Source organism: Bacillus sonorensis NBRC 101234 = KCTC 13918, assembly GCF_001592005.1.
Classification (GTDB): Bacteria; Bacillota; Bacilli; order Bacillales; family Bacillaceae; genus Bacillus; species Bacillus sonorensis.
Genome location: NZ_BCVZ01000019.1, coordinates 28,965 through 42,280, shown reverse-complemented (window position 1 = coordinate 42,280; position 13,316 = coordinate 28,965). Strand labels below are relative to the sequence as shown.

Below are 13,316 nucleotides of genomic sequence, written 5' to 3'. Positions count from 1 at the left end.
CTTATCGCTGTTCTGCTTTTTTGTTTTTAAATTTTTTGAGGGATGAATCCCAATCGATTTTGCAGTCCGGGTAGTGTGCTTTGATTTTGTTTTCCAATTCGAGAAAATCCTCTTCCGTAAAAGACTTGAGCTTTTCTTCCGGGGCATCCGACCACACGAAAATCGTATGGATAAACAGAGGATGGTCTTTGGAGGGAATGTGTTTTTCCCCTTCGAAGAGAACGCCCTTAAACGCTAATTTGAAATTTTTGCGCGTATTTTTTTGTTCGTCCAAAAAATAGAAATGTTCTTTTGCCTGTGCGGATTTCAGTCTCCGTTTCGGATCGCCCAAAAACTGAACGGTCTTGTATACGACATAAATTAATAGCGCCAGCAAAGCGAATCTCAATATAAGGACAAGCATGTTCAAAAGAACCTCCCATGAAAGAAATTCAGGTATATCTGAATATATACGAACCACTTCATTAAACGTTTCATTTTTTTCAAAAAAAAACGACTGCAACCGATATTGATCGTATTGAAAAGGTTTGTTTTTGTATAATAGTAATTGAGGGTTAATTAAAGGAGGCTGTAAATGATATGGCAAAGCTTGATGAAACGCTTACCATGCTAAAAGAATTGACAGACGCAAAAGGGATACCAGCAAATGAAAAAGAACCCAGACAAGTCATGAAATCATACATAGAGCCGTTTGCCGATGAGGTAACGACAGACAGACTCGGTAGTCTGATTGCTAAAAAGACCGGCCGGGCCGACGGACCGAAGATCATGATTGCCGGTCATCTCGATGAAGTCGGTTTTATGGTAACGCGCATTGATGACAGGGGATATCTCCGTTTTCAGACGGTCGGAGGCTGGTGGTCACAGGTCATGCTGGCGCAGCGTGTGACAATCGTGACGAAAAAAGGGGAGGTCACCGGTGTCATCGGTTCAAAGCCGCCTCATGTTCTCTCCCCTGACGCCCGCAAAAAACCGGTGGACATTAAAGACATGTTTATCGACATCGGCGCTTCAAGCAGAGAGGAAGCGATGGAATGGGGCGTTCTTCCCGGAGATCAAATCGTACCTTACTTTGAATTTACAGTCATGAAAAATGAAAAGATGCTGCTTGCCAAGGCATGGGACAACCGTATCGGCTGTGCCATCGCAATAGACGTTTTGAAACGTCTGAAAGGCGCCGACCACCCAAATATCGTGTATGGCGTAGGGACGGTTCAGGAAGAAGTCGGATTGCGCGGTGCCAAAACCGCTGCACACACAATCAAGCCGGACATCGCTTTTGGAGTCGACGTCGGAATCGCTGGAGATACACCGGGGATTACGGAAAAAGAATCGACAAGCAAAATGGGTAAAGGTCCGCAAATCATTTTGTATGACGCTTCAATGGTTTCCCATAAAGGGCTTCGCGATTTTGTCACAAATGTAGCCGATGAAGCGGGAATTCCATACCAATTTGATGCCCTCTCGGGAGGGGGGACCGACTCAGGATCGATCCACTTGACCGCAAACGGAGTACCCGCTCTTTCGATAACGATTGCAACCCGCTATATCCATACACATGCGGCGATGCTTCATCGCGATGACTATGAAAATGCCGTCAAACTGATCACCGAAGTGATCAAACGACTGGACAATGAAACGGTGCAAAACATTACGTATGATTGATTCAAAAAAGCCGGCAGCTTGGCAAACAGCTGTCGGCTTTTTTTGGAATGTTTATGGCAGCGCTTACATATAAAAAGTTAGAATGTTCCGTAAAATTCCATAAAAGGAATATTCACTTGGCTTTTGATATTTTGAAGGGAGTGGTTTTGTGAAACGATATTCACAATGGTTTTCATTGGCGGCGGCATTTGTAACCGCGCTGATGCTGATGTTTTCGACGGATCAATCTGCTTCAGCCGCATTTTGGGACACAAAAGGGGACAACATCATTCATGATCCTTCTATGATTAAAGAAGGGAATACATGGTACACCTTTGGCACGGGAATCGGAAACGGATTGCGCGTCATCAAATCGAATGACGGAATCACATGGAGTGCAGCACCGAGTATCTTTCCAACTCCATTATCATGGTGGAAAATGTACGTACCAAATCATGAAGAAAATCAATGGGCGCCGGATATCAGTTATTATAACGGACGGTACTGGCTGTATTATTCCGTCTCTTCGTTCGGCTCAAACACCTCGGCGATCGGGCTTGCTTCCACAGACCGGATCGCCTCAGGGCAATGGCGCGACCACGGACTTGTCATCAGGACGACTTCGGCTGATAACTATAATGCGATTGACGGGGATTTAGTAATTGATAAAGACGGAAACCCGTGGTTGTCCTTCGGTTCCTTTTGGAGCGGCATCAAGCTGACAAAGCTCGATAAAACCACAATGAAACCGACGGGAAGCCTTTATTCGATCGCCTCAAGGCCGAATAACGGCGGGGCGGTTGAAGCGCCGCACATTACGTATAAAGACGGCTACTATTATTTATTCGTTTCATTTGACAGCTGCTGCAAGGGGGTCAACAGCACGTATAAAATGGCCTACGGCCGTTCAACCAATATTACCGGGCCTTACTATGATAAAAATGGAAAAAGCATGATGGCCGGAGGAGGGACGATATTGGACGCCGGAAATGAACGCTGGAAAGGGCCGGGACATTCCGATATTATGGGCAATTCGGTCATTGTCAGACACGGCTATGATGCTCTTGATAACGGGATTTCAAAATTGTTAATCAATGATTTGTATTGGGATTCAGCAGGCTGGCCAACGTACTAGCTTCCGCTTGCCAAGCAGATGTCAGTCTGCTTGGCTTTTTCTTTTCGAATGTGTCAAAAAAAATTTAAAAACATGCTGGAAATTGAATTGACAGTATATGGTGTTAAGAATATAATGAACTTGTTCGTATGAATATAAAACTTGTTTATAGATGTACGTACGTATTAGGATAAGATTTGGTGCCGAAGGCTCTTCATCAAATGTTTTTGTAAGCGTTTTATTTTAATGGTTTCATAATGTTTCATCATACCGGGGCATAGGAGGAAAAATCTTGATTCAATCAAAAACGTACGAATTTTGGTTTGTTGCGGGCAGCCAGCATTTATACGGAGAAGAAGCTGTCAGGGAAGTCGAAGAACATTCAAAAATCATGTGCAGAGGGTTAAATGACAGCCAACTGAGGTTCAGTGTCAAATATAAAACGGTTGTCACTTCGCCTGATGGCGTGACGAAGCTTATGAGAGAAGCGAACAGCGACGATGCATGCGCAGGTGTCATCACTTGGATGCATACGTTTTCACCGGCCAAAATATGGATTCAAGGTCTCACAGAACTGAAAAAACCGCTGCTTCACTTCCATACTCAATTTAACAGGGACATCCCGTGGGACAAAATCGACATGGACTTTATGAATATCAACCAATCAGCACACGGAGACCGCGAATATGGGTTTATCGGAACAAGATTAGGTCTTCAGCGTAAGGTGATTGTCGGACACTGGGAAGATGCCGAGGTGAAAAAGGCGGTCGGCCGATGGATGAGCGCCGCAGTCGCCTCTGTTGAAAACCGCCAGATCAAGGTGGCACGGTTTGGAGACAACATGCGGAATGTGGCGGTGACGGAAGGCGATAAAATAGAAACCCAAATTCAGCTTGGCTGGTCTGTCGACGGATATGGGATCGGAGATCTAGTCCGGGAGATCAACGCAGTATCCGAGCAAAGCGTCAGCGAACTGCTGGCAGAGTATGAAGAGCTCTATGAATGTCCTGAAGACGGCGCTGCCCGTGAAGCCGTAAAAGAACAGGCGCGGATCGAGCATGGATTAAAGCGCTTTCTAACAGCCGGCGGCTATACCGCATTTACGACGAACTTTGAAGATTTGCACGGCATGAAGCAGCTTCCGGGCTTGGCCGTTCAGCGGCTGATGGCTGAAGGCTATGGCTTCGGCGGAGAGGGAGATTGGAAAACGGCCGCGCTTGTCCGGATGATGAAAGCGATGGCTGACGGAAAAGAAACCTCATTTATGGAGGATTACACATATCACTTTGAACCAGGCAATGAAATGATTCTTGGTTCACACATGCTTGAAGTGTGTCCGTCGATTGCCGAAAACAAACCGAGAATTGAAGTGCATCCTCTGTCAATCGGCGGCAAGGAAGATCCGGCGCGTTTGGTTTTTGACGGAATCGCAGGGTCTGCGGTCAATGTTTCTTTAATCGATATGGGCGGTCGTTTGCGGCTGGTCGTCAATGAAGTCGAGGCTGAAAAGGTTCCGCATGAGATGCCGAACCTTCCGGTGGCGCGCGTCCTTTGGAAGCCGCAGCCCTCTCTCAGAACCTCTGCGGAAGCGTGGATATTGGCGGGCGGGGCGCATCATACATGCCTTTCCTATCAGCTGACGTCCGAACAAATGCTGGACTGGGCTGAAATGACGGGCATTGAAGGGGTTTTGATCAACCGGGATACGACGATCGTCAACCTGCGGAATGAACTCAAATGGAGTGAAGCTGCATACCGGCTTCGCATGTTTTAAGGGGGTGCTCGATTATGGCATTTACAATCGGGGTTGATTTCGGAACATTATCAGGAAGAGCCGTCCTGGCGGATGTCCGGACAGGGGAAGAAATCGCGACAGCGGTAAAAGAATATACGCACGGCGTAATCGATCATGAATTGCCCGGGACAAAGCAAAAGCTTCCGAGAGACTGGGCGCTTCAGCATCCCGCCGATTACATTGAAGTGCTGGAAGAGACGATTCCAAGCCTTTTGCGCCAATCGAAAGTCGATCCGACAGAAATCATCGGCATCGGCATCGATTTTACGGCATGTACGATTCTGCCTGTCGATAAGGATGGAACACCGCTTTGCATGAGGGCGGAATATGCGGGTGAGCCCCACAGCTATGTGAAGTTATGGAAGCATCATGCCGCACAGGAGCAGGCGAACAGGCTGAATCGAATCGCTGAAAAAAGAAATGAAGCATTTCTTAAAACATACGGCGGAAAGATTTCCTCTGAGTGGCTGGTGCCGAAAGCAATGCAAATCGCGGAAGAAGCACCGGACATATACGATGCAGCCGCCGAAATCATGGAAGCCGCCGACTGGATCGTATACCGGCTGTGCGGAAGAGTCAAACGAAACAATTGTACAGCGGGCTATAAAGCAATCTGGAACTGTACCGACGGCTACCCTTCGGAAGACTTTTTCGCGGCTTTGCATCCGAAGCTGAAAACAATTGTTGAGGAAAAATTGACAGAAGACATTTATCAGGTAGGGGAAAGAGCCGGCGGACTGACTGAGGAAATGGCCGCTAAAACCGGTCTTTTGCCGGGAACGGCGGTTGCTGTTGCCAATGTCGATGCGCACGTTTCCGTTCCGGCGGTCGGTATCACAGAACCGGGAAAAATGCTGATGATCATGGGCACATCCACCTGCCACGTACTGCTTGGTGAGGATGTCCGCATGGTGCCGGGAATGTGCGGAGTTGTAGAAAACGGCATTTTACCGGGGTATGTCGGCTATGAGGCGGGCCAGTCCTGTGTCGGCGACCATTTTCATTGGCTTATCAAGCATTTCGTCCCGGAAGCGTATATGAAAGAAGCTGAAGCAAAAGGTGTATCCATATATGAGCTGCTGTCACAAAAAGCGGACAACATGCGCGTCGGTGAAAGCGGCCTGCTTGCACTTGACTGGTGGAACGGAAACCGTTCGACGCTTGTCGATGCGGATCTGACGGGGATGATGCTCGGGATGACCCTGTCAACCAAGCCTGAAGAAATATACCGTGCTTTAGTTGAAGCGACCGCATATGGGACGAGAATCATCATCGAAACATTCCGGCAGAGCGGCGTGCCGATCGAAGAGCTGTATGCCGCCGGAGGAATTGCTGAAAAAAATCCGTTCATCATGCAGATTTACGCTGATGTGACTAACATGGAAATTAAAATTTCCGGTTCTCCGCAGGCTCCTGCTTTAGGATCGGCGATATTCGCGGCGCTTGCCGCCGGAAGTGAAAAAGGCGGATATGATCAGATTGAAGAGGCCGTCAAGCATATGGGGAAAGTGAAAAATCATACGTACAAGCCGATCCCGGAAAATGTAACATTGTACGATCAGCTCTATGCGGAGTATAAGGAGCTTTACACATACTTCGGAAAACAAAATGATGTCATGAAGCGGCTCAAAAAATTAAAAAACATCCAGTCCGCAGAGCTACGCCGTCCGGTAAAAGGCTAATCAAAAGGAGGAGAAACTTGTGCTGGAGGCTGTGAAAGAACAAGTGTTACAAGCGAATTTACAGCTTGAAGAGCATCGGCTCGTCACGTTTACATGGGGAAATGTCAGCGGGATTGACCGCGAGAAAGAGCTGGTCGTCATCAAACCGAGCGGTGTGAAATACAGCGAATTAAAAGCGGAAGATCTCGTCGTACTGAACATGGAAGGAGAAGTTGTAGAAGGGAAGCTGAAGCCGTCGTCAGATACCCCGACTCATCTGCATCTTTACAAAGAGTTTCAGACGATCGGCGGGATTGTCCACACGCATTCCCCGTGGGCGACAAGCTGGGCACAATCGGGAAGGGACATTCCTTCCTTGGGAACGACCCATGCCGATTATTATCACGGCGATATCCCTTGTACGAGAGAAATGTATGCTGATGAAATCGCGGGACAGTATGAATTAAATACCGGAAAAGTTATCGTGGAGACGTTCCAGCGTCTTGATCCGCGCGACATTCCGGGCGTTCTCGTCAACAACCATGGTCCGTTTTGCTGGGGAGAGGATGCATTGACGGCTGTCCACAATGCCGTCGTTCTGGAAGAGGTCGCAAAGATGGCCTACCATTCGCTTATGCTGAATCCGTCCTTACATCCGATCAGCGATGTTTTGCTTGATAAGCATTTTTTCCGGAAGCATGGAGCTGACGCGTATTACGGCCAATAGAAGGAGGCGTGGACTATCGTGAATGATCTGATCTCTTATATGAACAATACTTTAGGCGCCTGTCAATGCGGAGCCGTTCATTTTCCGCTTACCATCGAAAAAATTGCGCTTGGGGAACATGCCGTTGATCAAGAGCTGCCGGCCTATATAAAAGCTTCATCATTTCAACACATCGCCATCATTTGCGATGAGACGACCGGCCGGATTGCAGGAAACCGGCTGGAGTCGCTTCTCGCGGGAACAGCAAATGTGTCCCGGATCAAGCTTGAGGCCAATCCGGCCGGCGATGTCACCGCAGATGAGAGAACATTGGTCAAGGCCTTGATCGATGTGCCGATTGATGCGGACGTGCTAATTGCGGCGGGTGCGGGGACAATTCATGATATCGTCCGGTTTTGCGCTTTTCAGCGAGGCATCCCGTTTATTTCGGTGCCCACGGCTCCGTCGGTTGATGGTTTTACATCAGCCGGAGCCCCGCTGATTGTAAACGGCACGAAGCAGACGATTCAAACAAAGGCGCCGCTTGCATTATTTGCGGACATTGAGGTTTTGCGGAACGCGCCGCAAAAGATGATTGCCGCCGGTTTTGGCGATATGCTCGGCAAAATAACGTCTCTCGCCGATTGGGAAATCTCCCGTTTGCGTGATGAACCATACTGTCCGACCGCTGCCGGCATCACGAGAAAAGCGCTTGACCAATGTCTGTCCCGGATGGACGACATATCGGCAAAAACGTGCGAAGGCATTACGAGTTTGATGGAGTCGTTGATCCTTTCAGGCCTTGTCATGCTGATGCTCGATCATTCAAGACCCGCTTCAGGGGGAGAGCATCACCTTTCGCATTATCTTGAGATGAAAGCGCTGGAAAACCATAAACGGCAGGTGCTCCACGGAGCAAAAGTGGGATGCGCCGCCATTATGCTGGCTGATGTATACCGGTCTCTGACGGAGCGGGATATCGGCGATGAACGTGTCGGAAACACGATGCGCTCCGCCTATGAACAGCTCCCGGCCGGGGAGAAGATGGCCGAATGGATGAGACATGTCGGCGGCCCGGTATCCTTCAAGGAACTGGATGTTGATGCGCCGCTTCTTGAGGAGGCGATGGCCCATGCCCATAATCTCAGGGACCGCTATACGGGACTGAAAATCATGAATCAATATGGTCTTTTGCCTGACATCAGGCAATATGTCAAACATGGAAGGGGTTAAAACGTGAAAAAGGTCCTTTCGTATTTTCTCCTGACGATCATGGCTCTAAGCTTGCTTTTAACGGGCTGCAGGGCGAGCCCCACAGCAGGCAAGGAGTCTGGTGCGACAGAACTGACATTTTGGACGTTCAACGGGCTGCACGAACAATTTTACACGGAAATGGTAAAAGAATGGAACAAAGCATATCCGGACCGAAAGATTCGATTAAATACGGTCGTTTATCCATACGGACAGATGCATGACAATCTTTCGATTTCACTTTTGGCGGGAAAAGGGGTTCCGGATATTGCCGATGTCGAACTCGCCCGTTTCTCCAATTTTTTGAAAGGCTCTGACATTCCTTTGACAGATTTAACCTCCCTGGTGGAAAAAGAACGCGACAAGTTTGTGGAAGCAAGGCTCACCCTTTACAGCAAAGATGGAAGACTGTACGGTCTCGATACCCATGTCGGAACGACCGTGATGTATTACAACATGGATATGTTAAACAAAGCGGGCGTTGATCCGGATGACATCAAAACCTGGGAAGATTACAGAAATGCGGGCAAAAAGGTCGTAGAGGCTACCGGCAAACCGATGACGACGATTGAAACGACAGATCCGAATTCATTTTTGCCGCTGATTTCCCAGCAGGGGTCGGGCTACTTTGATGAAAAGGGGCGCCTGACATTAAACAATGAAACAAGTGTCAAAACGCTCGAATTCCTGAAAACCTTAATCGAAAAAGATAAAATTGCGATCACAACGCCTGGCGGAAATCATCATAGTGAGGAATATTACGGTTTCATGAACCAGGGCGGAGCTGCCTCCGTTTTGATGCCGATCTGGTATATGGGAAGGTTTTTGGATTACATGCCTGATCTAAAAGGGAAGATCGCGATCAGGCCTCTGCCGGCATGGAAGGAAGGCGGAGACCGCTCGGCAGGTTTGGGCGGGACAGCCACCGTCATCCCGAAACAAGCGAAGGAAGCCGGTTTGGCCAAGGAATTTTTAAAGTTCGCCAAAGTATCAAAAAAAGGGAATATCAAGCTGTGGACCGTGCTTGGTTTTGATCCTTTGCGATGGGATGTGTGGGATTCGGAAGAGTTGAAAAAACCGAATCAATATACTGAATATTTTCAAAACGGCAGCCGGATTTTTTCCGTGCTCCTTGAGGTGAAAGATGAGATCAATCCGCTTTATCTTACTGAGGACTATGCGAAAACTTCAGATCTCGTCAACAGAAACGTACTGTACGAAGCGCTCAAAACGAAGAGCAAAACACCGAAAGAAGCATTGGACAAAGCAGCCGCCGAAGTGAAGGGACAATAGTCTTTCATTACTGTAAAGCGAGGCGATAACTTGAAGACTGTTAAAACAGATACCGTGCATTCATTTCCACCGGTGAGCAGAAAAAGAAAGATGACTCGCTTTTTATACTCAGCAAAAGCCGCACCTTATATTTTCACAGCACCTTTCGTACTCTCCTTTTGTATATTTTTTCTTTATCCGCTTATCAGCGTCGTCATCATGAGCTTTCAAAGCATCCTCCCCGGAGAAATCCGTTTCATCGGGCTGGAAAACTATAAAGCTTTAAACAATCCCACTTTTTATACCGCATTATTCAATACAATGAAATACACCTTTTGGACATTGTTGATTTTAATACCGGTTCCTCTTATTCTTGCAGTCTGTTTGGATTCAAAACTGGTGAAGTTTAAAAATGTGTTTAAATCTGCTTTGTTTATACCTGCCTTAACGTCTACGATTGTAGCGGGAATCATTTTCAGGCTGATTTTCGGAGAAATGGAAACATCTCTCGCAAACTCGATTTTGATGAAGCTCGGGGCCTCTCCGCAAAACTGGCTGAACAATGAGCATACAGGGATGTTTTTAATGGTGATGCTCGCATCCTGGCGCTGGATGGGAATCAATGTGCTCTATTTTTTGGCCGGTCTGCAAAATGTTCCAAAGGAATTGTATGAAGCAGCCGAAATTGACGGCGCAGGCACGTTGAAGAAGTTTTATCATATCACCCTGCCGTTTTTAAAGCCCGTCACCGTCTACGTGCTGACGATCAGCATCATCGGCGGCTTCCGGATGTTTGAAGAAAGCTATGTGCTGTGGCAAAACAATTCCCAGGGCAATATCGGGCTGACAATGGTCGGCTACATTTATCAGCAGGGGCTTGCCTACAACAACATGGGCTACGGATCGGCTCTCGGAATCGTGCTCCTGATCATTATTTTTATCGCCAGCCTGATTTCATTAAAGCTGTCTGGATCCTTTAAAAAGGAGGGCTATTAAATGCATCCTGCCAGAGGCTTGCACATTGCGAAAATCGCTGCGTTTTTCCTGTTTGCGACCTTAAGCTTTTTGTTTGTATTTCCGCTTTTCTGCCTTTTGCTCGGCTCGCTGAAACCATCTTCGGAATTGCTGCGGTTCGGGCTGAATTTGAAGCTGAGCCCGGAAATTTTAAGTCTAGACAACTATACTTATTTGTTTAACGGAGGAAGCATTTATTTTAAATGGTTTTCAAACAGTTTGCTTCTTGTGGTTATTTCCACCGTTTTAACGCTTTTATTCTCATCAATGGTCGGCTACGGGCTCGCTGTTTATCAATTTAAAGGGAAGAATCTGCTGTTTGTGTTTGTGCTCTTGATCATGATGGTGCCAATCGAGATTTTAATGCTGCCTTTATTTAAAATGACGGTCTCTTTGCACATCGTCGATACGTACGCCGGAGTGATCCTCCCGTTTATCGTCTCGCCCGTCGCCGTCTTTTTCTTCCGGCAGTATGCGCTCGGCCTGCCGAAAGACTTGCTCGACTCGGCGAGAATGGACGGGTGCACCGAATTCGGCATTTACTTCCGGATTATGGCGCCGCTGATGAAGCCCGCTTTTGGGGCGATGATCATCCTTCAGTCCTTAAACAGCTGGAACAATTTTTTATGGCCGTTAATCGTTTTGCGATCAAAGGAAATGTTTACGCTTCCGATCGGATTGTCGGCTTTGCTCAGTCCGTACGGTAACAACTACGACATGCTGATCTCAGGGTCGGTGCTGGCGATTCTGCCTGTTATATTGATTTTCTTGTTTTTCCAAAAATATTTTGTTTCAGGTTTGACGGCAGGCGGAATTAAAGGCTGATCAATATATATTCTGTGGGGAGGAATGATGGAAATGACCGTAAAACAAGCGAAAATGACGATTGATAAGGAGTACAAGGTGGGAGAGGTTGACAAACGGTTGTACGGTTCATTCATCGAGCATCTGGGAAGAGCCGTCTATGAAGGCATTTATGAACCGGATCATCCTGAGGCTGATGAATCGGGCTTTCGGAAAGATGTCATCAAACTGGTGAAAGAGCTGAAGGTGCCGTTTATCAGATACCCGGGTGGAAACTTTGTATCGGGATACAACTGGGAGGACGGAGTCGGACCTGTCGAAAAGCGGCCGACAAGGCTGGATTTGGCATGGGCGACAACCGAACCGAACCTGGTCGGTACCAACGAATTCATGGATTGGGCGAAGCTTGTCGGCGCCGAAGTGAATATGGCCGTCAACCTGGGCACACGGGGAATTGATGCGGCCCGAAATCTCGTGGAGTACTGCAACCATCCGTCAGGCTCATACTACAGTGATCTTAGAAAATCCCACGGTTATAAAGAGCCGCATAAGATCAAAACATGGTGCCTCGGCAATGAGATGGACGGTCCTTGGCAAATCGGCCATAAAACCGCCGCCGAATATGGAAGGATTGCCGCTGAAGCCGCAAAGGTCATGAAATGGACCGACCCTTCCATCGAACTGGTCGCCTGCGGAAGCTCAGGGAGCGGAATGCAGACGTTCATCGACTGGGAAACAACCGTGCTCGATCATACGTATGATCATGTGGAGTATATATCGCTTCACTCGTATTATGGAAACCGTGATAATGACCTTCCAAACTATTTGGCGAGATCGCTTGATATGGATCATTTCATCAACACGGTGGTTGCCGTCTGCGACTACATGAAAGCGAAAAAACGCAGCAAAAAGACGATTCACCTTTCATATGATGAATGGAATGTCTGGTATCATTCAAATGAAAAAGACAAACTGGTCGAGCGCTGGGAGCGCGCGCCTCATCTTCTTGAAGACATCTACAATTTCGAAGATGCGCTCTTGGTCGGCTGTATGCTGATTACGATGCTGAAGCATGCGGACCGCGTGAAAATCGCCTGTCTCGCACAGCTTGTCAATGTGATCGCGCCGATCATGACAGAAAAAGGCGGGGAAGCGTGGCGGCAGACGATTTTCTATCCGTTCATGCACGCCTCCGTCTACGGCCGGGGAACGGCTTTGCAGACGGTCGTCTCATCACCGAAGTACGACAGCAAAGACTTTACAGATGTTCCGTACTTGGAATCAGTCTCTGTGTTCAATGAAGAAGCGGAAGAATTGACAATATTTGCAGTGAACCGCGACATGGAAGGCGGCCTGCAAATTGAAGCGGATGTCAGAAGCTTTGAAGGCTATGCCGTAAGCGAGCACATCGTCCTTGAACATGAAGACAACAAAGCGACAAATGAACAGGACCGGAACAATGTCGTTCCCCACAGCGGCGGAGACGCCAAAGTATGCGACGGCAGGCTGACGGCTCATCTTCCGAAGCTTTCCTGGAATGTGATCAGACTGAAAAAACGATGATGTAAAAAAACCGGCCGCTGTGCCGGTTTTTTAGGTGTGAAAAGGTGTGCGCATTATGCCGGAGAATACTATAAAACAGGAGGGAGGATATGATGAAGGCGTTTTTTTCGGCTGCATACTGCTTTTTGATGTACGGGTTTTTAGCGTACCTTTGGCTTCTGTTTATCACGACGATCCTTGATCGGGCCCGGTTTCTCAGTCACTCATTTTTAGAGGCAGGCGTCATCTTGATCGGCACCATTTTGTTTTTTTCACTGTCTCACCATTTCTCAGTTTCGCTTGTCAAAACAAAAGTCAATCGAATCGCGGGGGATCGCCGCGTTTTGTCTAGTCATGGCCGTTCATTTTTTTGTCGTTCCGTTGTGCTAACAGAAAAAGGGCGGATATCCGATGATACCCGCCAATTACGCCTTGAAAAGGCAGCAGATGAAGCTTGTGTCTATTTTATTCTTATTATTCCTATTAGTCAACTTGGTTTTGAGAAATTTTGAA

The 13,316-nt window shown here is 47.7% G+C and carries 12 protein-coding genes; 11 read left to right on the top strand and 1 reads right to left on the bottom strand.

All coding sequences use genetic code 11. The features are described from left to right. Position 1: 1 nt before the first annotated feature. Positions 2 to 403, bottom strand: a complete 402-nt coding sequence (locus tag BTR1S_RS17450; protein WP_006637944.1) for a hypothetical protein — start codon at positions 401 to 403, stop codon at positions 2 to 4. A 176-nt stretch (positions 404 to 579) separates the two neighbouring features. Here BTR1S_RS17450 and BTR1S_RS17445 point away from each other — a divergent pair, with 176 nt between their 5' ends. From BTR1S_RS17445 to BTR1S_RS17395, 11 genes are all read left to right on the top strand, one after another. Beyond that, a complete protein-coding gene (locus tag BTR1S_RS17445; protein WP_029419156.1) occupies positions 580 to 1,665 on the top strand; it encodes a M42 family metallopeptidase in 1,086 nt (361 codons plus the stop codon). 202 nt (positions 1,666 to 1,867) lie between these two features. Then, on the top strand, positions 1,868 to 2,779 hold the full coding sequence (gene abnA, locus BTR1S_RS17440) for an arabinan endo-1,5-alpha-L-arabinosidase AbnA (protein WP_081605374.1): 912 nt from the start codon (positions 1,868 to 1,870) through the stop codon (positions 2,777 to 2,779). Between the two features lie 271 nt (positions 2,780 to 3,050). After that, on the top strand, positions 3,051 to 4,532 hold the full coding sequence (gene araA, locus BTR1S_RS17435) for an L-arabinose isomerase (protein ID WP_029419155.1): 1,482 nt from the start codon (positions 3,051 to 3,053) through the stop codon (positions 4,530 to 4,532). Positions 4,533 to 4,546: 14 nt separating this feature from the next. Beyond that, entirely contained in the window at positions 4,547 to 6,235 is a 1,689-nt protein-coding gene (gene araB, locus BTR1S_RS17430) for a ribulokinase (RefSeq protein WP_006637941.1), read from the top strand. Positions 6,236 to 6,254: 19 nt separating this feature from the next. Beyond that, positions 6,255 to 6,941, top strand: a complete 687-nt coding sequence (gene araD, locus BTR1S_RS17425; RefSeq protein WP_006637940.1) for an L-ribulose-5-phosphate 4-epimerase — start codon at positions 6,255 to 6,257, stop codon at positions 6,939 to 6,941. Between the two features lie 39 nt (positions 6,942 to 6,980). After that, a complete protein-coding gene (locus BTR1S_RS17420) occupies positions 6,981 to 8,153 on the top strand; it encodes a sn-glycerol-1-phosphate dehydrogenase (protein ID WP_051056679.1) in 1,173 nt (390 codons plus the stop codon). 39 nt (positions 8,154 to 8,192) lie between these two features. Then, the gene (araN, locus tag BTR1S_RS17415) at positions 8,193 to 9,464 is read left to right on the top strand and encodes an arabinooligosaccharides ABC transporter substrate-binding protein AraN (protein WP_269154342.1); all 1,272 of its coding nucleotides are present in this window, start codon (positions 8,193 to 8,195) and stop codon (positions 9,462 to 9,464) included. Positions 9,465 to 9,494: 30 nt separating this feature from the next. Beyond that, positions 9,495 to 10,439: an arabinooligosaccharides ABC transporter permease AraP gene (araP, locus tag BTR1S_RS17410; RefSeq protein WP_006637937.1), complete on the top strand. Its 945-nt coding sequence runs from the start codon at positions 9,495 to 9,497 to the stop codon at positions 10,437 to 10,439. Continuing rightward, on the top strand, positions 10,440 to 11,282 hold the full coding sequence (locus BTR1S_RS17405; protein ID WP_029419153.1) for a carbohydrate ABC transporter permease: 843 nt from the start codon (positions 10,440 to 10,442) through the stop codon (positions 11,280 to 11,282). A gap of 33 nt (positions 11,283 to 11,315) precedes the next feature. Continuing rightward, the gene (arfA, locus tag BTR1S_RS17400) at positions 11,316 to 12,824 is read left to right on the top strand and encodes an arabinosylfuranosidase ArfA (RefSeq protein ID WP_029419152.1); all 1,509 of its coding nucleotides are present in this window, start codon (positions 11,316 to 11,318) and stop codon (positions 12,822 to 12,824) included. Between the two features lie 89 nt (positions 12,825 to 12,913). After that, positions 12,914 to 13,315, top strand: a complete 402-nt coding sequence (locus BTR1S_RS17395) for a hypothetical protein (protein ID WP_255265726.1) — start codon at positions 12,914 to 12,916, stop codon at positions 13,313 to 13,315. Position 13,316 lies beyond the last annotated feature (1 nt).